The 22,006-nt window shown below is 33.9% G+C and carries 15 protein-coding genes and 1 tRNA gene; 12 read left to right on the forward strand and 4 right to left on the reverse strand.

The window, feature by feature from the left end; all coding sequences use genetic code 11:
- The first annotated feature begins 57 nt into the window (after window positions 1-57).
- The 5 genes from K3248_RS06705 to gltX all read left to right on the forward strand — a co-directional run bounded on the left by K3248_RS06705 (window position 58) and on the right by gltX (window position 6,827).
- The gene (locus tag K3248_RS06705; protein WP_220717616.1) at window positions 58-615 is read left to right on the forward strand and encodes a DUF2059 domain-containing protein; all 558 of its coding nucleotides are present in this window, start codon (window positions 58-60) and stop codon (window positions 613-615) included.
- 197 nt (window positions 616-812) lie between these two features.
- Complete coding sequence (gene gor, locus K3248_RS06710; RefSeq protein WP_220717617.1) at window positions 813-2,204, forward strand: glutathione-disulfide reductase; 1,392 nt, start codon at window positions 813-815, stop codon at window positions 2,202-2,204.
- Between the two features lie 72 nt (window positions 2,205-2,276).
- A complete protein-coding gene (locus K3248_RS06715) occupies window positions 2,277-3,635 on the forward strand; it encodes a class II 3-deoxy-7-phosphoheptulonate synthase (RefSeq protein ID WP_220717618.1) in 1,359 nt (452 codons plus the stop codon).
- A gap of 140 nt (window positions 3,636-3,775) precedes the next feature.
- On the forward strand, window positions 3,776-5,437 hold the full coding sequence (locus tag K3248_RS06720; protein ID WP_220717619.1) for an NAD+ synthase: 1,662 nt from the start codon (window positions 3,776-3,778) through the stop codon (window positions 5,435-5,437).
- A 10-nt stretch (window positions 5,438-5,447) separates the two neighbouring features.
- Window positions 5,448-6,827: a glutamate--tRNA ligase gene (gene gltX / locus K3248_RS06725; RefSeq protein ID WP_220717620.1), complete on the forward strand. Its 1,380-nt coding sequence runs from the start codon at window positions 5,448-5,450 to the stop codon at window positions 6,825-6,827.
- A 46-nt stretch (window positions 6,828-6,873) separates the two neighbouring features.
- Here gltX and K3248_RS06730 read toward each other — a convergent pair whose 3' ends face one another.
- Both K3248_RS06730 and K3248_RS06735 read right to left on the reverse strand, forming a co-directional pair.
- Window positions 6,874-8,289, reverse strand: coding sequence for a DEAD/DEAH box helicase (locus tag K3248_RS06730; protein WP_220717621.1), 1,416 nt, complete (start codon window positions 8,287-8,289; stop codon window positions 6,874-6,876).
- Between the two features lie 147 nt (window positions 8,290-8,436).
- On the reverse strand, window positions 8,437-9,210 hold the full coding sequence (locus K3248_RS06735; RefSeq protein ID WP_220717622.1) for an NAD kinase: 774 nt from the start codon (window positions 9,208-9,210) through the stop codon (window positions 8,437-8,439).
- Between the two features lie 269 nt (window positions 9,211-9,479).
- Here K3248_RS06735 and K3248_RS06740 point away from each other — a divergent pair.
- The 7 genes from K3248_RS06740 to K3248_RS06770 all read left to right on the forward strand — a co-directional run bounded on the left by K3248_RS06740 (window position 9,480) and on the right by K3248_RS06770 (window position 20,680).
- Window positions 9,480-9,556 (forward strand) — tRNA-Arg (locus K3248_RS06740).
- 291 nt (window positions 9,557-9,847) lie between these two features.
- Window positions 9,848-11,386 carry a histidine ammonia-lyase gene (gene hutH / locus K3248_RS06745; RefSeq protein WP_220717623.1) on the forward strand — a complete coding sequence of 513 codons (1,539 nt, stop codon included), beginning with the start codon at window positions 9,848-9,850 and terminating at the stop codon, window positions 11,384-11,386.
- Between the two features lie 241 nt (window positions 11,387-11,627).
- Window positions 11,628-11,990: a hypothetical protein gene (locus tag K3248_RS06750; RefSeq protein ID WP_220717624.1), complete on the forward strand. Its 363-nt coding sequence runs from the start codon at window positions 11,628-11,630 to the stop codon at window positions 11,988-11,990.
- A gap of 475 nt (window positions 11,991-12,465) precedes the next feature.
- Entirely contained in the window at window positions 12,466-13,854 is a 1,389-nt protein-coding gene (locus K3248_RS06755) for an amino acid permease (RefSeq protein ID WP_220717625.1), read from the forward strand.
- A 1,256-nt stretch (window positions 13,855-15,110) separates the two neighbouring features.
- Window positions 15,111-15,521 (forward strand): hypothetical protein, encoded by a 411-nt coding sequence (locus tag K3248_RS06760; protein WP_220717626.1) that lies wholly within the window; start codon window positions 15,111-15,113, stop codon window positions 15,519-15,521.
- Window positions 15,522-16,666: 1,145 nt separating this feature from the next.
- Window positions 16,667-19,399: an autotransporter outer membrane beta-barrel domain-containing protein gene (locus K3248_RS06765; protein ID WP_220717627.1), complete on the forward strand. Its 2,733-nt coding sequence runs from the start codon at window positions 16,667-16,669 to the stop codon at window positions 19,397-19,399.
- A 915-nt stretch (window positions 19,400-20,314) separates the two neighbouring features.
- Window positions 20,315-20,680 (forward strand): response regulator, encoded by a 366-nt coding sequence (locus K3248_RS06770; RefSeq protein ID WP_220717628.1) that lies wholly within the window; start codon window positions 20,315-20,317, stop codon window positions 20,678-20,680.
- 350 nt (window positions 20,681-21,030) lie between these two features.
- Here the strand turns inward: K3248_RS06770 and rpsI are convergent, their stop codons facing one another.
- Both rpsI and rplM read right to left on the reverse strand, forming a co-directional pair.
- Window positions 21,031-21,516, reverse strand: a complete 486-nt coding sequence (gene rpsI, locus K3248_RS06775) for a 30S ribosomal protein S9 (RefSeq protein WP_220717629.1) — start codon at window positions 21,514-21,516, stop codon at window positions 21,031-21,033.
- Window positions 21,517-21,518: 2 nt separating this feature from the next.
- Window positions 21,519-21,983: a 50S ribosomal protein L13 gene (rplM, locus tag K3248_RS06780; protein WP_220717630.1), complete on the reverse strand. Its 465-nt coding sequence runs from the start codon at window positions 21,981-21,983 to the stop codon at window positions 21,519-21,521.
- Window positions 21,984-22,006 lie beyond the last annotated feature (23 nt).

Genomic DNA, 22,006 nt, shown 5'->3' on the forward strand with positions numbered 1-22,006 from the left:
AAGCTTTTTATAGAATAATAAATTAAAATTATAATTAGTCATCGGGGTAACCATTAAATGAAAACAATATTTTTTTTTCAGCGTTTCGTCGTATATTTTAGTGCAATTGTCGTCTTTGTTATGAATATTGAACTTATTCATGCACAAGGGGTAAGTGATCAGCATTTAGATTCAGCAAGAAAGGCTATTAGAGCTATTCATGCAACCGATCAATTTGATAGCTTTTTACCAAATGCGGCACGTGATCTCAAAAACGAATTAACCGGTGATGATCCAAATTTGGCGAGTACGATTTCTGATATTGTTGATAAGCAAGCCCTTGCTTTGGCTAAAAGGCGCTCTGATTTAGAAAAAGAAATTGCTCATGTGTATGCAAAATATTTCACACAAAAAGAACTTGATGAAATTACGGCATTCTACAGTTCTGACACCGGTAAAAAGTTTTTGACAGAGGTTCCAAGCATCGCGCGTGATGCTTATTCTACATTTGATGTATGGCGTTCTGCTCTTATGCAGGATCTTATAAAAAATGTGAAAAAGGAGATGTTTGAAGTACTTGATTTAAACAAACCTATTACACCTGCCGCATCGCACTCTTCATCAACCCCAAAATAGCTTGATTGGATATTATTATAATAATTGTACGATTCCTTTTTATTAAAGGCTGCTTTTTTGCCGCTTTTAATAAAAGAGGGTCTTTTTATGATGTTTTTTTATAAAGAAAATGATACTTGAAAATACAAAAAGATTTGTACCTGGTAATAAAAAGATAATAGCTCGGTTGTTGGAGACATATGAAAGGGGAATAATTTATGGGATCTTTTGACTTTGATTTATTCGTTATTGGAAGTGGTTCTGGTGGCGTGCGTGCAGCGCGCCTTGCTGGGGCGCTTGGTAAACGTGTGGCTATAGCAGAAGAATATCGTATAGGGGGAACTTGTGTTATTCGAGGTTGTGTTCCCAAAAAATTGTATGTTTATGCCTCACAATATGCAAAAGAGTTTAGTAAGAGCGTTGGTTTTGGATGGAAATATGCGGATCCAATTTTTAGTTGGGAAAAGCTCGTTTCGGCTAAGAATAAAGAAATATCAAGATTGGAAGGGCTTTATCGTAAGGGACTTCAAAATAATAATGTGCATATTTATGAAAGTCGCGCTGTTTTTGTGGATGAGCACACATTAGAAATTTCAGCGACGGGTAAGCGTGTAAGCGCAGAAAAAATTTTGATTGCAACGGGAGCAAAGGTTGCTCCAAATAGCGCTATAAAAGGGAGTGATTTATGTCTTACTTCCAACGAGATTTTTGATCTTGAGAAACTACCAGAATCCATCGTCATTGTTGGAGGAGGATATATTGGCGTTGAATTTGCGAATATTTTTCATGAGTTAGGTGTGAAAACAACATTACTCCATCGTGGTGATTTAATTCTTCGCAATTTTGATAATGATTTGCGGCAATTGCTCAGTGATACAATGATCGAAAAAGGTATTTCTATTTTATATGGAGAAACAGTTTCTCAAGTTAAAGCAGCAAAAGAGTATTATGATGTTGTTTTATCAAGTGGGCAAACGATCAGCGCTGATCAAGTTATGTTTGCTATGGGACGTGTACCAAATACGGTAGGTTTAGGTCTCGAACAAGCAGGTGTTAAAGTAGATGAGTCAGGCGCAGTTATTGTTGATGACATGATGACAACAAATATATCTCATATTTGGGCTGTTGGTGATGTGACAGGGCATATGCAATTGACACCTGTCGCGATCCATGATGCTATGTGTTTTGTTAAAACTGCTTTTGAGAATACACCTACAAAACCTGATTATGATTTAATTACGACAGCAATTTTTTCGCAACCAGAGATTGGAACGGTTGGGCTTTCAGAAGAAGAGGCTATACATCGTTATAAGCGTCTTGAAATTTATCGTACAGTCTTTCGCCCTATGCGCGATGTTTTTTCTGGGAGTTTAGAAAAAATGTTTATGAAGCTCATTGTTGATGGTGAAAGTCGTATTGTGGTAGGAGCACATATTTTAGGAGAGAATGCTGGTGAAATAGCACAACTGATAGGGATATCTCTTAAAGGAAAGCTTACAAAAGATGTCTTTGATGCAACTATGGCGGTACATCCAACGATGACAGAAGAATTGGTAACGATGTATAAACCAAGTTACGTATATGAAAATGGAAAAAAAGTAGAAAATTAAACAATGCGTGTTATGGTAGCTTACAAAGCTTTTTATGCAAAAAGTCGTGAGCATAAGCTTTGGAGAGAATGAATGGTAGAAGAATGGAGGCCTAACTCTTGGAGAGCAAGGCCAATTAAGCAAGTTCCGATTTATCCAGATAAGTCTATATTAGAAGATGTTGAACGAAAACTACAGAGTTACCCTCCTTTAGTTTTTGCAGGTGAAGCGCGTGATTTGAAGAATGAATTAGCAGCTGTTGCACAAGGTCAGGCTTTTTTATTACAAGGTGGAGATTGTGCCGAAAGTTTTGCAGAGCATGAAGCAGATAATATTCGTGACTTTTTTCGTGTGTTTTTACAAATGGCAATTGTTTTAACTTTTGGTAGTTCTAAACCAGTTGTTAAAATAGGTCGTATTGCTGGCCAGTTTGCAAAGCCACGTTCTTCTGATACGGAAAATAGAGAAGGAATTGAACTTCCTTCTTATCGAGGAGATATTATTAATAGTATTACGTTTGCAATGGATTCTCGTACTCCTGATCCTCAACGGATGTCTATGGCTTATCGACAATCAGCAGCAACACTCAATTTATTGCGTGCTTTTTCACAAGGGGGATATGCGAATTTAGAAAATGTTCATACATGGATGTTGGGTTTTATTTCGAAGAGTCCACAAGGTGAACGTTATGAGCTCTTAGCAGAGCGTATTTCTGAAGCAATTGATTTTATGCGTTCTATTGGTATTACATCTAAAACACATTCTTCGTTACGTGAAACATCTTTTTATACCAGTCATGAAGCGCTTTTGCTAGGCTATGAAGAGGCTTTAACGCGTATTGATTCGATTTCAGGAGATTGGTATGCAACATCAGGCCATATGTTATGGATTGGTGATCGTACACGCCAGATTGATCATGCACACGTTGAATATTGCCGTGGTATTAAGAATCCCCTTGGATTAAAGTGTGGTCCTTCTCTTGAGCCGGATGAGCTTTTAAAATTAATTGATATTCTAAATCCTGAAAATGAATTGGGGCGGTTAATTCTCATTACGCGTTTTGGTTATGATAAGATTGAGAATTATCTTCCTAAACTCATTAGAACGGTTGAACGTGAAAAGCGTAAAGTTATATGGTCATGTGATCCAATGCATGGCAATACGGTTACTGTAAATGGTTATAAAACGCGTCCTTTTGATTATGTATTAAAGGAAGTAGAAAAATTTTTTGCTGTGCATCATGATGAAGGTACTTATCCAGGAGGCATTCATATTGAAATGACAGGCCGTGATGTAACTGAGTGTACAGGGGGGGCACATGCCATTTCTGCAGAAAATTTATCTGATCGCTATCATACACAGTGTGATCCACGATTAAACGCAGATCAAGCGTTGGAATTAGCTTTTCTTGTTGCTGAGCTTCTCAAAAAAAATCGTATTATTAATTCATAATAACGTATTACAAATAATTAAATAGGAAATAATATAATACTTTTGTATCTTAGGTGTTTATGAAAGAAGAGAAAAAAAGGGATATTTTCAATGATGAAACTAGGATTATTATTGCTAAACTTTTGAAATGATAAAAAATTATGAAAAATGATTTTCGGATAGCTGTTGCTCAATTAAATCCTATTGTTGGTGATATTGAAGGAAATTTTTCTCTTGCTGCAATGGCACATGAGAAAGCCAAAAAAGAAGGTGCAGACCTTGTTTTATTGACAGAGCTTTTTATAAGTGCTTATCCGCCAGAAGATCTTGTCTTAAAATTTGCTTTTACAAAAGCGTGTGAAGATGCTGTTAAAGAGTTAGCAAAGATAACCGTAGGGGGACCAGGAATCGTCATTGGTCTTTCTCTAAGGCGTAATAATAAAGTTTACAATGGAGCTATGCTTCTTGATGAAGGAAGAATAATTGCTGAAAGCTTGAAATTTGATTTACCTAATTATGCTGAATTTGATGAAAAACGATTATTTTCTCCCGGTCCGCGTCCTGAACCAATTCTTTATCACGGAGTAAAATTAGGAATAGTGATTTGTGAGGATATTTGGAATGATTCTTCTCTTTGTACAGAGCTGAGTAATAAAGGAGCTGAGATTATTCTCGTCCTTAATGGGTCGCCCTACCAACGTAATAAAATATTAAAACGTGTAGACATTGTTCGTGCGCAAGCGCTTCAATCCGGCATACCAGTTATTTATGCTAATCAAGTTGGTGGTCAGGATGAGCTGGTTTTTGATGGAGGGTCTTTTGCCTTAAATGGACAAGGTGCAGTTGTATTTCAAATGAAACATTTTGCAAGCCATATCGCTATAAGTCATTGGCAACGAAAAACGATAGGATGGCAATGTATTTCTGGTCCCAATGAAATTCTTCTCGATGGATTAGCAGCTGATTATCAAGCTTGTGTTTTGGGATTGAAGGATTATGTCAATAAAAACCGCTTTAAAGATGTTATTCTTGGTCTTTCAGGAGGGATTGATTCAGCACTTTGTGCGGCAATAGCGGTGGACGCTCTTGGGGCGGAGAGGGTTCGCACCTTAATGATGCCTTATCATTATACTTCACAAGAATCATTACAAGATGCTAAAAATTGTGCAAATCTTTTGGGATGCCGTTATGAAGTCATACCGATTGAGCAAGCTGTTGAGGCTTTTTTGAAGATAATGACGCCCGTTTTTTTAGGTTTGCCATCTGATGTAACAGAAGAAAATCTTCAAAGTCGTATACGTGGTACTTTTTTAATGGCTCTTTCGAATAAATTTGGCTCAATGGTGATAACAACAGGCAATAAGTCAGAAATGGCTGTAGGATATGCAACACTTTATGGTGATATGAATGGAGGCTTCAATCCTCTTAAAGACATTTATAAAACACAAGTTTATACATTAGCTGAGTGGCGCAATGAACATTATTTAAAAAGTTTTCAAGGGCCAGAAGGAATTGTAATCCCATCCAATATTATAGCAAAAGCACCTTCCGCAGAGCTGCGAGAAAATCAAAAAGATGAAGATTCTCTACCTCCTTATCCTATTTTAGATGATATCTTACAATCTCTTATAGAAAATGACATGAGCATTTGTGATATTGTTCAACGTGGGCATGTACGGGAAACTGTTGAGAAAATTGAACAGCTTCTTTATGGTGCTGAATATAAAAGGCGACAATCTGCACCCGGTGTAAAAATCAGTTACAAGAATTTCGGACGTGATCGTCGTTATCCTATTGTCAATTATTTTCGCGATAAAAATTGAGTATTCTTTTATGGTTAAAGTTCGTTTTGCCCCCTCTCCAACAGGTTATATTCATATTGGTAATATTCGTAGTGCGCTTTTCAATTGGCTTTATGCGCAAGCGCATAAGGGAGAATTTATTTTGCGCTATGATGATACCGATATTGAGCGTTCTAAACAGGAATATATCAATGCTATAGCCGTTGACCTTGAATGGCTTGGTATTCAACCAGATGCAATTTATTACCAATCTAAGCGATTTAATCGATATGATGAAGTGGCAGAAACTCTCAAACAACGTGGTCTTCTTTATCCCTGTTATGAAACAGCGGAAGAATTAGAGCGACGTCGTAAAATCCAGCTTTCACGCAAACTGCCTCCCATTTATGACCGTGCAGCATTGAAGTTGACAGCAGAAGAGAAAAAAAACTTTGAATCACAAAATCGTAAACCCCATTGGCGATTTCTTCTTCCTAATTTTGAAAATAATCCTTTGCAAACAAAGCGAACGGAAGTTTGCTGGAATGATACCGTAAAGGGAAAGCAGACGATTGATTTGGCATCTCTTTCAGATCCTGTTCTTATTCGTGAAGATGGAAGCTATCTTTATACATTACCCTCTGTTGTGGATGACATAGATATGGCCATTACACATATTATTCGTGGTGATGATCATGTTACAAATACAGGTGCTCAGATTGCTCTTTTTAGAGCTCTCAATGCAGAATTACCAGTTTTTGGTCATTTCAATTTATTGGCGACAGTTTTAGGACAAGGATTTTCAAAACGTAACAATGATCTTTCTATTCGTTCTCTACGGGAAGAAGGATTTGAATCGATAGCTGTTCAGTGTCTTGCTGTTTTGATTGGGACATCACAAAATGTGCATCCCTATCCCCATCAAGCAGCGCTTTTAGAACATTTTAATTTACAAAATACATCAAAATCGGTTGCAAAATTTGATATTGCTGATCTTTATACTTTGAATAGTCATCTTGTTCATGAACTAAATTATGAGGACGTTAAAACGCGCCTTCAAAATCTTTCTATTGAAGGAGAAAAGGCGGAATATTTCTGGAATGCGATAAGAAGTAATATTGATAAAGTGAATGATGCTGTTTTGTGGTGGAAAATAATTCATGATGAACAGAGTTTTGATACAGTTGCATTCGAAGATCGCGCATTTGTACATCAGTCTCTTAATTTTTTGCCTGAAGGTGTATTGACGGATGAAAGTTGGAAAGTTTGGACAACAACATTAAAAGAAAAAACAGGACGTAAAGGAAAAGCTTTGTTTATGCCATTACGTCAAGCGCTTACAGGAATGGAGCATGGACCTGAAATGGGAAAAATTTTGCAACTTTTAGGACGTGAAAAGGTAAAAAAAAGATTAGCTTTTCACGAAAAATAAGACCAGCTTTCCAGAATACTTCGTTTATTCTTTAGCAAAAAGAAAATCATTTTTCCTTTTTAGAGGGGGAAGGTATAAGCATGAATGCAGGAATGTCATCGCCAAATCCAAGTGGAGCATAATCCTTATTTTTTCGAAATTGGTATTGCTCAGGTGTTTTTGTTTTCTTGTTTGCAGTTTTTATATCATCCACTTTATCATTTTTTAAAAACTTTTTAGTTTGAATACTCTGTTCTTTTGGGGTAGCTGTCTTCGATGATTTAGAAGTTTTTCTTTTTGGAATGGTATTTTCAGCTTGATCATCGTTTGTTAAAGAAGAGAGATCTCCATTGAGCCATTCAATTTTTTCATGGCTTATTTCTTCAATAGCATTAATATATTTTTGGTCAGTTTTTGTAACGATTGTAAAAGCTTTTCCGCTACGGTTTGCGCGTCCTGTACGACCAATTCGATGAATATAATCTTCAGCATGTGTAGGAACGTCATAATTAAAAACATGGCTCACTGCTGGGATATCAAGACCACGGGCTGCAACATCAGAAGCAACAAGAAGCTTGAGTTTATTATTTTTAAAATCGGCTAATGTATTCATGCGCGAGTATTGGTCCATATCTCCATGCAGCGCACCTACACTAAAGTTATGTCTGACAAGCGACCTAAAAAGTTCAGAAATATCTTTCTTCCGATTACAAAAAATAATAGCATTTTTAAGTTCATCTCCTTCACTGTAGATAAGTTCTCGTAAAACGGTTCTTTTATCCCATGATTTATTTCCAGATTTGACGAGTCGTTGTGTAATTGTGCTAGCAGTTGAAGATGCTTTTGTTACTTCAACAGCTACGGGAGAGTGTAAAAATTGTTTTGTTAATTTTGTAATTTCTGGTGCCATTGTTGCAGAAAAGAACAAAGTTTGACGTGTAAAGGGCGTTAGTTTACAGATATGTTCAATATCAGGAATAAATCCCATATCTAACATGCGATCAGCTTCATCTATAACCAGAATTTCAACCCCCATCAAAAGCAATTTACCACGTTTAAAATGATCAAGAAGACGTCCAGGCGTTGCTATAAGGACATCAGCTCCCCGCTCAAGAGTACGATCTTGTTGTTCAAAAGAAACGCCACCAATTAAAAGCGCAATATTTAAACGGTGATTTATTCCATATTTATCAAAATTTTCTTCAACTTGAGCAGCAAGTTCACGCGTTGGTTCTAATATAAGAGTACGGGGCATTCGTGCTCTTGCACGGCCCTTTTCAAGAAGTGTAAGCATAGGTAAAACAAAAGAAGCTGTTTTTCCCGTTCCTGTTTGTGCAATTCCTAGAACGTCTTTCCTTTGAAGAACATGAGGAATTGTTCCACTTTGAATAGGTGTTGGAATTGTATAACCTACCGACTTTACTGCTTTTATAACTTTTGCAGAAAGACCTAAATCATCAAAACTGTTTAAAGGTGGTATCATTTTTTATTAATTGCTCTGTGATTTTAATTTTTCATATAAACTGTTAATGAGATCCAGTATTCTACACTCTTAGAAAAAGAGTTAAGATGTCTTCAAAAAAAAGTCAACTATAACAGACATATACATATAGAAAGCATAATACAATAACTAATAGCGAAATTGTTCTGATAAAATACGCTCATCCCATGAATGATTAGAGTCAAAAAGGATTGAGGCTGTTACTTCTGTTGCTGTTGAAATAGTAACGGAATGGACAGATTTCACTTCCACATTATCAGCTGCAGCATTTACAGGACGTTTATTAGGTTCTAGCATATCAAAACGTATTGTTACGGTATTGGGAAGCAGTGCTCCATGCCATCGGCGAGGACGAAAGGGGCTTACGGGAGTAAGTGCCATAAGGGGGGCCATGAGAGGTAAAATAGGTCCCTGTGCTGATAAATTATAGGCAGTAGATCCAGCAGGTGTGGCAACGAGAATACCATCACAACTTAATTGCTCCATGCGTACGTTATTATCAATACTAACACGAATTTTTGCTGCTTGATAAGATTGACGAAAAAGAGAGACTTCATTTATTGCAAGTGCTTCAATATATTTTTGACATTCCGCTTCTGCAATCATACGCAGAGGATGAATTTCCTTTTTATGAGCGATAGCAATACGATTTGGCAATTTTTGTTCATGAAATTCATTCATAAGAAATCCTACAGAACCTTGATTCATGCCATAAATGGGCTTGCCGGTATTCATAACGTCGCGCACAGCTTGTAACATTGTTCCATCCCCACCGACTGCAACAACAACATCAGTTTCTTCTAGAGGAGAATGACCGTAAAGGGATATTAATTTATGAGTAGCTTTCGTAGCTTCTTCAGTGTCCGCAGAGATAAAATGAAAGCGGTTTGGTAATATAGTCATTAAGAATTATCCTGATATTTATAACTTGTTTTTAGCTTACTTTTTGAAAGCTTTGAAGTTGTAATAAAAGATTTTTTTACAACAATAAGAGCAGTTTATACAAAAAAGAAGCGGTTTAAAAGTAAGTAGCACTAGCAAGAGAGAATAAAAATATTGTATTTTTATATAAAATTTATAAACAAGTATTTTTTATTCCAATGATAATTGCTTATTGAAGCTGAGAGTATGATAAGTTAAAAGGTCACAACTGTTTTGATAATCAGTGTGGAGCACCCGTAGCTCAGTTGGATAGAGCGCTGCCCTCCGAAGGCAGAGGTCACAGATTCGAATTCTGTCGGGTGCACCAAATTCTTCACTTTTATTTTATGCCATCTGTATAATATTTTTTTCTCAAAAGAGATTGTTACTATTTAAAAAATAACTTCATTGAAATATGCTTTGAACTTGTATAGTAAATAACAAAAGTCAATTTTAAAAATAAAGCTTTTTGCTTTTTATGAAAATATAGAAAAAACATAGTAACATTAAAATATTTAAAAATTAGTATACCTCCTTTATACAATAATCTTTACTCTTTATCTAGTATGAGAGAAAAAAATGCTTTTTTATATTTTATGACCAGATGGGTGAAAAAATTATGAATATTATTCTCAATCCAGGAAAAGTAACACTGAGCGAACTTGAAGCTATTTATTGGAATGGTGCAGTAAGTAAACTTCATAATGATACGCATTTATCCATCAAGAAGGGAGCAGACCGTATTACTGAGATTGCCGCTGGAAGTGAACCAGTTTATGGTATTAATACTGGTTTTGGCAAATTAGCATCGATTAAAATTGATGCTAATGATGTGGCCCTTTTACAAAGAAATCTGATTTTGTCTCATTGCTGTGGTGTGGGGAATCCTTTAGCAGAAAATATTGTACGTTTGATGATGACTTTAAAGCTTGTTTCTTTAGGGCGGGGAGCCTCTGGTGTTCGTTTAGAAGTTGTGCATTTGTTAGAAAATATGCTGGCAAATGGCGTTATTCCTGTTATCCCCGAAAAGGGATCGGTTGGTGCATCAGGTGATCTTGCACCACTTGCTCATATGGCTGCTGTGATGATGGGGGAAGGTGAGGCGTTTTTTCAAAATATTCGCATGCGTGGAGCAGCGGCTTTAGAAAAAGCAGGTTTGTCTCCTATTACTTTAAAAGCTAAGGAAGGTTTGGCTCTTATTAATGGTACTCAAACATCAACAGCACTTGCTCTTGCAGGACTTTTTCAAGGGTATCGGGCACTGTGTGGTGGACTTCTCGCTGGCGCATTGACCACAGATGCCATTATGGGATCAACGGCACCATTTCATCCTGATATTCATATTTTAAGGGGACATTATGGGCAAATTGTTGTATCAGAAACATTAGAAAAGCTTGTAGAGAATTCGGAAATTCGAGCCGCGCATTTGCGTGATGATGAGCGTGTACAAGACCCTTATTGTATACGTTGCCAACCACAGGTTATGGGAGCATGTTTTGATATTCTTATTGCAGCAGCAAAAACACTGATTATTGAAGCAAATGCAGTTACAGATAATCCCTTGATTTTAAAGAATGGTAATGTTGTCTCTGGTGGAAATTTTCATGCTGAACCTGTTGCATTTGCTGCTGATCAGATTGCTCTTGCTTTATGTGAGATAGGATCTATTTCTCAAAGGCGTATTGCTCTTATGGTTGATCCAGCAGTTTCTTATGGTCTTCCAGCTTTTTTAGCACATAATGCGGGTCTTAATTCAGGTTTTATGATTGCTGAAGTAACAGCAGCAGCTTTAATGTCTGAAAATAAACAAATGGCACATCCAGCTTCTGTTGATTCAACGCCAACTTCAGCAAATCAGGAAGATCATGTTTCCATGGCTTGTCATGGGGCGCGTCGATTATTGGCAATGAGTGAAAATCTTTTTACTATTATTGGTATTGAAACGCTTATTGCAGCACAGGGAATTGAATATCGTGCACCTTTAAAAACAAGCTCTTTTTTGCAGTCTGTTATGAAGATATTACGCAAAAATATTGATCCTCTAAAGGAAGATCGCTATTTGGCTCCAGATCTCGATAAAGGGTATGTACTGATACGTGAAGGGATACTATTATCGGTATTACCAAAAACAATATTTCCTATATTGAATCTAAAATAATATTTATTTTGAATTCAATGAGGAAGAAAAAATATTTCACTGTTAATTTTCTTATACAATTATATATTTGGAGCAATTCATCTTTTTGATATTAAGTGATATGATAATACAATCTATAAAAACAATTTTTAAAGATTGTTTTTTTAATGTTTTTTACTATACTTAAGAAAAATCTAAATTATCTTTTATGCGTTTATTATTTACTTATTTGTATTTTAAAGTAAACACAAAGGGAAAATAAATGCCTACAAAAAATACACTATATATTCTATTGGCGGTCATTTTTTGTTTTTCAAAAATTATAGAGGTTAATGCGAATCTTTGGAAAGGTAGAGCTCAAGAAAGTGTTTTTGTTACCATGGGTGCACAAAGAAACAAGATTCTTGTTCAAGGGACCAATAAAGCATTTATTACTATTTCAGATCAAAGTACTAGAGAAAATACTAAATCTATTATTGGACAAATAGTCAAAAAGGCTATTTTATTTGGAATAGATCTTGTTCTTGAAAAAATCTCATTGAAGGCGGTTACCTTTTTTAAAAGATGGGTAGAGGCTAGATTTTCGCAATCTTTTTATAATTGGCGAGATTCACTTTATTCATGATTAAGCTTCTTTTGCATTGTTACTAGAGGTCTTTTTATACACTATCTGATTTATGATCATATAAGCTAATGAGAGAGAGTTTGTGTAAAGTCAGGAAAAACTAGTGTACTCATGACCAACTGGTATAGTATGAATTTTTGAGCCTCTATTTCAGGATCTGAAAAAAGCATGAGGATTACTGTTAAATTAGAACTCATTTTCCATAAAAAATACATATAATACGAAATGAGTAAATGACAATTACAAAAAAAATCATTATCACGTTATATCAATAAAATAATACAAAATCGTAAGCATAAAAATGCTGAATAATCCACGATAAAAGTATTTTTTCATTGCCTAGAAGAGAGTATCTGATAGGCCATTATTCAATACTTTTTAAAGATAGATTAGCAAAAAACATGAGGCTTTATCTATCATAAAGCTGATGTTGTCGTATAGGCTTTAGTTAAGCTTTCAGTAAAGAAGGAAAAAAATGCAAACAAATGAACTGAAGCGGGGCATGAATAAGCGCCAAGTCATTTTTTTAGCTCTTGGTTCTGCGATTGGTACAGGCCTTTTTTATGGGTCTGCACAAGCAATTAAGCTTGCAGGTCCAAGTGTTTTGATTGCTTATTGTGTTTCTGGTTTAGTTATTTTTATGGTTATGCGGGCTCTTGGTGAGATGATTATTCATAATCCAATGCCCGGTTCATTTGCTCGTTATGCAGCAAATTACATATCACCATTAGCTGGTTTTATAACAGGGTGGACATATGTTTTTGAGATGATTCTTGTTGGTCTAGCTGATATTACAGCTTTTGCAACTTATATGGGATTTTGGTATCCTGATGTTGCTCCTTGGATATGGGCACTGAGTATTACACTCATCATTACCGGAATTAATTTAGCAGCAGTAGAAGTTTATGGTGAATTGGAGTTTTGGCTATCTTCTATCAAAATTATTGCTATCATTTCTATGATTATTTTAGGTGTAGCAATTATATTATATGGATGGGGTACAAATACGACTTTTTCTGCTGTAAGTGTCCATAATTTATGGAAAAATGGTGGTATTTTTCCCAATGGTTGGTTTGGTTTTTTGGCATGTTTTAGTGTTGTCATCTTTGCTTTTGGTGGTATAGAAATTATTGGGATGGCGGTAATGGAAGTACAAAATCCTTATCAAACGATTTCAAAAGCAATTAATTCGACTCCAATTCGAATTTTACTATTTTATATTATGAGCTTAGCTATTTTAATGTCCCTTTATCCTTGGAATGAAATTGGTCTTATGGATAGTCCTTTTGTTTCAATTTTTGAAAATCTTGGGATTTCATCAGCAGCCAATATTTTGAATATTGTTGTTGTTACAGCGGCGATTTCTGCAATGAACAGTGGAATGTATGGTGCTTGTCGCATGATATATGGGTTATCACAGGAAGGGTATGCGTTGAAAAAGTTTCAATATTTATCAAAAAATGGTATACCAGTTTTTGTTATTTTATTAATTTTTTGTGTTTTTCTTCTTGGGGTTATCTTAAATTATTTTTATCATGATCGATTATTTTTTCTCATTGCAGCAATGGCAACATTTGCTACAGTGTTCGTTTGGACAATGATTTTACTGTCTCAAATTTTTATGCGGCTTAAAATGCCTAAAGAAGTACAACGTAATTTAAAATTTCCAATTCCATTTTGGCCAATAGGACCCATTTTTTCTATTTTATTTATGATTTTTATTTTTGTTTTGTTATGGTTTTTCAATGATACACGATCAATTTTGATTGTAGGTGTCAGTTGGATCATTTGGCTTATTATCTGCTTTTATATATTGAAATTTTATAATGCAAAGAAAAGACAAAACATGCTAGAGCTTGAATAAAAGAGACAAAGAATGAGGTGAATAACTTGCTTGGTAATTATACAGAAAAAATTCCAATAAATATTTTAAGAGATTAAGAAGTATACGCTCCGTCATTGTTTTTTTGAAAATTATGTACATACTTTTATTGATAACAAAAATCGTAGATTCTTAGCAGAGAAATGTATCACCCTTGTTAATATAGAATCTTAACCAAAGAATGAATAAAGATATATTGAGATAAATATTATGGAGCGGTACATTTTTATATTCCAAATTTAAGAGAAAAATAAATTTTAAATTATTGGTATGGAAGAGGTTTGTTTAATATAAAGCAATATATCAATTCATCTATTTTAGAGTGGCTAAATGGTTAAAAAGCTAAATCAGATCAGTATAAATAAAAAACGATACTAAAATATGATTTATGCTGTAAACATAAAAAAATTAAATGTGAATTTATTAGTTTATATGATTTAAATAGATCTGGGCAACAAAGAAAGTCCATAATTTGCTATCATGACTATATAACTAAAAGTTGTTTGTTTGTTGCTACAGTCATATTCAAAAAAAGTATCAAGAAGCGTTTAAATAAATCCTTTTTGTAAAAATTATGAAAAACTATTTAGATGAAAATCTAAATAGTTTTGTATCTAAGAGTGTCATTTCAGGATTCTTTTTTGCATGCATTTATGGGATTATTTATTTCAAAATACGGCCTCAAAATTTTCATAACTATTTTATATAAAGGAGTTCCGGAATATTATATGGAGCTTATGAAATAACTTTATAGCCTGGAATACTGGACAAGATATTTTGGGGATAAAGTCAAAAGATTTGGAATAATGTAGAATAATAACAACAAATAAACTGGTTCTTTAAGAAGAAGAGCGGGTTCTATTATAGAAAGCCATGATGCAGATAATTTTATCAAATTTATCATTTTAGAAGTACGGGTTATGTTTTGTATTATCTATTTATCTTGAGAAGATGGATAACAGGCATGTCTTGTGGAGGCAGGAGAAAGTATCAATATTTATGCGTGCATAGTGATAAATACTAAAATGCTATATTTAAAGATATCTGCTTTAGGTGATGATGCAAATATTAGTCATTTATCGTTAGAGATATGTGCTGATGTAATTTTAGAAATTTTCTATGATCTCTTTGACAGAGGTTTTCACAATGATAATGACCATTATTTCTCGGTAAGTAAAACACAGATAGAATAATTAATAATTTTTTTTGTATATTAAAAGCTATTCAAGGAAAATGAAATGAAGAAAATTCTAAAGCTATTGAGTGGGATAAGTCTTTTTATTATGGCCGGATGTGAAACTGAGCAGCCTCCTTTAACAGTAGTAGATGTGTGGAAAAAGCCAGGAGCTGATCAAGTTGAGGTAAAAAAAGCTCTGTTAGAATGCGGAATACAGAACTTTGAAGGGATAAACACAGAAAAATATCATAATATTAATGAAAAAATTAATGCAGATGCATCCATTGATGCATGCTTAATTCAAGATGGTTTTCATCATAAATTAGGATCAATAAATTGGTGTGAGAAGTATAAAGACGAAAACCTTTCTATTTGCCAATCTGATGCTATTATACCTCAGCGAAGTATCAAAAAGCGTTTGAGTAGTGCCCATTGTCAAAAAAATAAAGAACAACCTGAATGCCAACCTTGAATATTGCTGCTAAGTATAATCAACTGTTTTCATATATTTTTTACTATTTTATGAGTGCAGAGATTGTTTTCTTGGTACATCATATCACAGAGACTATAATTATTTTAATATTTTAGATAAGAAAGTATCGACAAGTTTTTCCCCTTTTATCTAAATAAATTCATTACCGTAGGATAAAATAAAAACAATATTCAAATTATTGAGTGTTAACAATTTATATAAGGTTTTCAAGGATTAACTACCCTGTTCTATGATTACAATATAAATCTGCTATTTCTTCAATGAAGGGGCGTTTACTTTTTATTATCACTGCGAAGAAATGCATTTAAAGTAATTTAATAAAACTGGAATGCGTTATTCATAAATCACTTTGAAAATCAGAAAAAAAGATTAACAAAGAAAAAGGTCTTATAAAAGAAATAATTAAATGAAAACATGTCTGTAAGATAGCTAAAACCATCACTCTTTTCATAAAAGTTTAGAAGGACATTGGCAATGATCAATTTTCTTATAATCTAAATGCTATGGAAAATACTTTCTCGTTATTATTTACAGAAGTTTATATTACTATCTTTCATATAAAGAATATTTTTTTATATGGTTCACTTGGGATGATATATCTCTTAAAAAAAATATTGCTACGTTAAAGCTCATTTTTAAAGCATTTTATTAATTAATGATAGGGTGTGAAAGAAAGATATGCTTTGATGCCCAAACCCTATTGGCCAAATTGATATTTTAAAGATCAATAGCTTTTATATCAAAGTCGTTAGCAAATGTATGTTGGTAGAATCTTCTAAAGATTTCTATTGCTATAGAAAGACGTATATTATTCTATTTTCCTATAGGTTATATTAAAATTTCTTCTCCGTTTTGCTCTTTCTAAGAGAAGAATTGAGGTTAAGTTTTTTATGCCCCTTTTTTCATAGTTTGCAATTTTATAACATGTTTTATTGGCAGAAGTTGCCTAAAATTGGTTTTCTATTGGTTTGCATTATTCTCATTCAGTAAAATACAAAATAAATTATAAACATAAAAATAAATTAGATAATTAATATAATTGTTTGTTTATTTTATACGTAATGTTATTTATGGTATGATTTGTTTCTCATGTATTTTTATTAAAGAAAGTTTGAAAAAGAGTGATGATCAGAGTATCTAAAAATCGCTTATATGCATGCGTTTTTACAGCAACTATTTTTTCTTTTTTATTGCATATGAATGCTAAAGTATATGCTGATTCATCTGTATTATTTTCATGTGACAAAAACAGATTACCTTATAGATGTGGTGATGGTAAAAAACATATAATAGGCGATAAAGTCTATCAGTTTATTGCGCCCCTCGAAAAGAAAAATAGGGAAGAGAATTCTCTTATATCATCTGCTGTTATAGGAGCACAAGAGCCAAACACAATTATCCAAGCAATGCGTGTACAAGTAAGAGGTATAGATGGTTTAAGAGACTCTTATGGTGTTGTAGCTTCACGAGGGGGGAAGGTGGTTTTGAACGATTCAACTTTTAAAAATATATCAATAGGTCTTAGAGCTGATGATGGAATAATAGAAGTAAATCGTGGAGAAATTACGACTTTTCAAGGAGGCGTTTATGCAGAAAAGCAAGGAACATCTGTTATTTTAGCAAATTCAACAATAAAAATAGAAGGCCAAGCTATTGGTCAAGAGATGGCCCTTTTCAGTGGGGCGGATGCAAATATTCAGATGATAAGTGGGTCTATTGATGTGAAGGATGCTGCTGCACTTTATGTGGAGGAAAGGGGACGTGCAACTTTAGATGGTCTAACAATTCGTGCTAAAAGTCATAAAATGAAGGATAAAGATACTGTTCATGCAGTTTTCAATATCAATAAAGATGGTTCTATCCATTTAAAAAATACCGATGTTATCGCTGATAATGTTCGTGCTTTGTGGATTGGATTAGATACCAATGCACGCTCAAATATGGGTAGGGAAGGGAGTATTTTAGTTTCTCGGGTTAATATTGAAGATTCAAAAATTACAGTGAGAGGTAACGAATATGGTATAGATTTTGATATGGATAAGAGAAGTAATGGATATGAACAAGGGATTGTCTTTTTGAAAAAAACGATTTTTGAGGTTCCAGATGGTACAGCTATCTATAATAATAAGAGTAATGCATATATCGCTGTGACCACAGGCACAAAAATTTCTGGTGATTTATTATTAACCGCTGAGAAGAAAGCTTCTGTAGCGATGTTGGTAGATTCTTCTTCACTTGTGGGAGGTACTCGTGTTACAGATGATTCTCTTGTTGAGCTTTATTTAACAGGAGGATCTAAGTGGTTATTAACAAAGAGAAAAGAGAATAATTTACAAAACTCAAATCATTTAGTTTCATCTCTTTCATTTTTAAAACTTTCTGATAGCGTTATTGCTTTTGATCTTCCAATATCTCAAGAATATCAGGTCCTTCATGTTGGAGGGGGAGGGGAAGAAGTGTACAGTGTAGAGAATAGTGCACATCTTTATCTCAATACGCATCTCAATGACGATGGCTCGCTGAATAATCACATGACTGATCGGCTTTTAATTCATGGTGATGTTTCTGGGAAAACAATAGTCCATGTGCAGTTTATTAAAGGAAATCATGGAGAGGTGGCAAGTAATGAGAAGACTCAAAATATTTCACTTATTCAAGTTTCTGGAAAAGCAGCGGAAGATTCTTTTGTACTGAGTCATTCTTACATTGCATTAGAAGGTTTACCTTACAAATATTATCTCCGTGCCTATGGTTCTAGTTCTTCTCTTGGAAAAGCACATCCTAATCAAAGATTAGTTAAAGGCGATGGAGAGTTTTGGGATTTTCGCCTTGAGAATAAATACATTCAGTCTACTTTAGATACATCTGTTGTAACTGATGCTGAATTAAGAATAAGAGATGTTGTGCCACAAGTTCCAACCTATCTTCTTTTACCAAATTTCTTATTTCATACTGGGCTAATGGATGTAACGCATCAATATAAACCATTGAAAGCTATGCAATCTCTTCCTAATAGATTATCAAAAATAGAGGACATACCAGTTTTATTTGTTTATGGGTATGGTGGTAAATATCATTACACCTCTAATCTGTCTGTACTGGAATATGGATATGGAGGTAATCTTGATTATAATGCTATAGAGACAGGCATTTTTCTCAAAACAATAGAGAGCGTGTATCGTAAGATATCTTTTGGGGTTATGGGGACTTATGGAAATCTTTCTTTACAACCTCAAAATGTTGAACAAAGTAAAAAAAGTGCATTTCACAAATTGTCGCTTACAGCATATGGTAATATGGAACATAGCACTAGCTTTTATGTGAATGGGCTTTTATCCTATGGACTATTTACAGGTGATGTCCATACCATTTTGGGAAAAATGGCAACAGTAAAGGCAAATCCTTTGAATATTTCTTTATCTGCTGGCAAAGAGTTTATCACAAAGTATGAAGGTTTTGTTTTTGATCCACAAATTCAGCTTATTTATCAATATCTTCAGTTTTATAAAGCACACGACATTGATAGATTTGACATTGATATAGGAAATCTCGAACAGTGGGTGATACGTATTGGTGGGGAGGTAACTAAGACATTTGCGGAACCTGAAAAGAATCGTATTATTTCTTTATATGGAAAGATTCATTTTTTAAACCATTTTGGAAGAAAAGAGTTTGTGCATTTAAAAGATAAATTTCAGTTGGGTGATTTTGGTTCTTCTTTAGAAGTTGGACTAGGTATCAATTCACAATTGTCTTCTGAAGTTATATTTCACGGTGCTTTAAATTATCAGCATAGGCTTACCAAGGCGGGGTTTTCTGGAATTCGTTTTTCTGGAGGGTTACGTTATCGCTTTTAATAAATATTTTAAAAGAGTTAATTAAAATGGTTAATGTCTAATTTTTTATACAGTATTTTATTAAACTATAAGTTATCGGTCTGTTTTGAGAGAGAGTACCTTATAAGAAGATTACTTTACACATTTAAAACGCCTGTAGCATTATTGCCATTTGGCATATTGGAGTGTTATTTCCTATTTTTCTTTCTTTTTCACTGAAATTATTTGAGAATATCAGAATAAGCAGTTAAGATTCTATTTTAAAATTTTAATATGAAGCATCAGACAATCATATGTAATATTTTATGAATTTTAACATATATTACACAGCTAAAGTGATCAGTAATATAGAGCTTACAAAAGACTATCTTTTGCATTTAATAACGCATTAATTAGATATGTTACCTCTTAAAAATTTTGTTAAAAATCCACCAATAATATTCTTATTCTAACTTGTTATTAAACGGTTATATTAATGAATTAAAAGAGTTTAAAAACAATAAAATATGAAATGTTCTATTTATGGAAAAAATAATCTCCATTTAGAAATAAAATCATTATTTTTATATAGAAAATCTATACATAATAAATAAAATTTACTTAATTATATTTTTTAAATATTCAAAAATTAATGTCCGGCTTATTAAAGCGATGTATATCTTTTTCTAAGATAATAAGAGATTTGAGTTGATTAGGATTTTATAAATTTTGCATACTGAATAAAAAACATACGATAACACAATCTTACGATTATTATGAATTTCACTTTTATAAATTCAAGCAGCATAATGATGAGCATATAAATATTTGCCAAAAAATGCTTTTATTAAGAGCTCTTCAGTTTCTTTGTGGTTTACAATTTTTTTTATCATTTTATCTTAGTTAAGAGGGAATATGTATTAGTTGCTATATATCTCAAAAGATGGAGTAATACTAATGTCAAAAAAAGTCATGATCGTGGAAGATAATGAACTTAATATGAAGTTATTCCGTGATCTTGTAGAAGCGAGTGGCTACGAAACAGTTGAAACGCGTAATGGTCTTATGGCATTGGATTTAGCGCGTTCATCCATGCCCTCTCTCATCCTTGTGGATATCCAATTGCCTGAGGTATCAGGTATCGATGTTATTAAACAATTAAAAGAGGATGCAGAACTAAGATTTATCCCTGTTGTTGCTGTGACCGCCTTTGCTATGAAAGGGGATGAAGAACGGATTCGTGCTAGTGGCTGTGAGGAATATATGTCAAAGCCCATTTCTGTTCCTCATTTTATCACAATGGTAAAGAATTTTTTGGACTAAAATCTTGCTTAATAATAGTAGAAAAAAGAGCATTGAAAAATGCATGAGATCACTAAAGGCATATTATGAATATTTTTGTGAACAAGTGTGTGCCCAAAGATTTTTGGAGATGAGAGCATAATTCTAAGAATGAGGGTCGAAGTTTAGGGCTATTTTTAAGAGATTTCTTTTTAATCTTTACTTAGAAAATAAGCTGTTTTGGATTTTCACTTTTTCTAACAGATATAAATTTTTACTATATGTTCCTCAAAAAAATGAACAGTCGCATAACACTATAAAGGATATTTTGCTTTAGCAAACAAAAAAAGTCCCGCAAAAACGGGACTCTATATCTTATACAAAAATCGACATTAACGTTTCGAAAATTGGAATGAACGACGCGCTTTTGCTTTACCGTATTTTTTACGTTCAACAACACGACTATCACGCGTAAGAAAGCCCCCCTTCTTCAAAATGGTACGGAGTTCTGGCTCGTAATAAGTTAAAGCTTTGGAAATACCATGGCGTACTGCACCAGCTTGCCCAGAAAGCCCCCCCCCTGCAACGGTTACAACAATATCAAATTGGGTATCTCTATTTGTTGCAACAATTGGTTGGCGAAGAATCATTCTCAAAACAGGACGAGCAAAATATTTATCAAATTCTTTATTATTAACAGTGATTTTTCCAGAACCTGGTTTGATCCATACACGAGCAACGGCATCTTTACGTTTTCCTGTTGCATAGGCACGTCCTTGCGAATCAAGTTTTTGCACGTGAATAGGAGCAATATTTTCCTTAGCTTCTGTAAAATTTTCTACTACGCTAAGTTCAGAAAGAGAATTAATTTCAGCCATAATCAAGCAATCCTTTTGTTTTTGCGGTTTAAAGCACCAACGTCAAGAGCTTCAGGCTGTTGTGCTGCATGCGGATGTTGGCTTCCAGCATAAACACGAAGATTCTTCAATTGGCGACGACCTAGTGGTCCACGAGGAATCATGCGCTCCACAGCTTTTTCAACAACACGTTCAGGAAAACGGCCTTCAAGAATTTGGCGCGCTGTACGTTCCTTGATTCCTCCGATATAGCCGGTATGCCAATAATATATTTTATCTGTATATTTTTTTCCGGTGAGAGCTATTTTATTTGCATTGATCACAATAACATTATCACCATCATCAATATGTGGAGTAAATGTAGCTTTATGTTTGCCACGCAAGCGATTAGCAACAAATGTGGCAAGACGACCTAAAACAAGGTTCTCTGCGTCAATAATAACCCATTTTTTCACCACTTCAGTTGGCTTTTGTGAAAAAGTTGCCATAGAAGTATCCTTTATTAAATCTT

This window comes from Bartonella raoultii, from assembly GCF_019659805.1.
Taxonomy (GTDB): domain Bacteria; phylum Pseudomonadota; class Alphaproteobacteria; order Rhizobiales; family Rhizobiaceae; genus Bartonella; species Bartonella raoultii.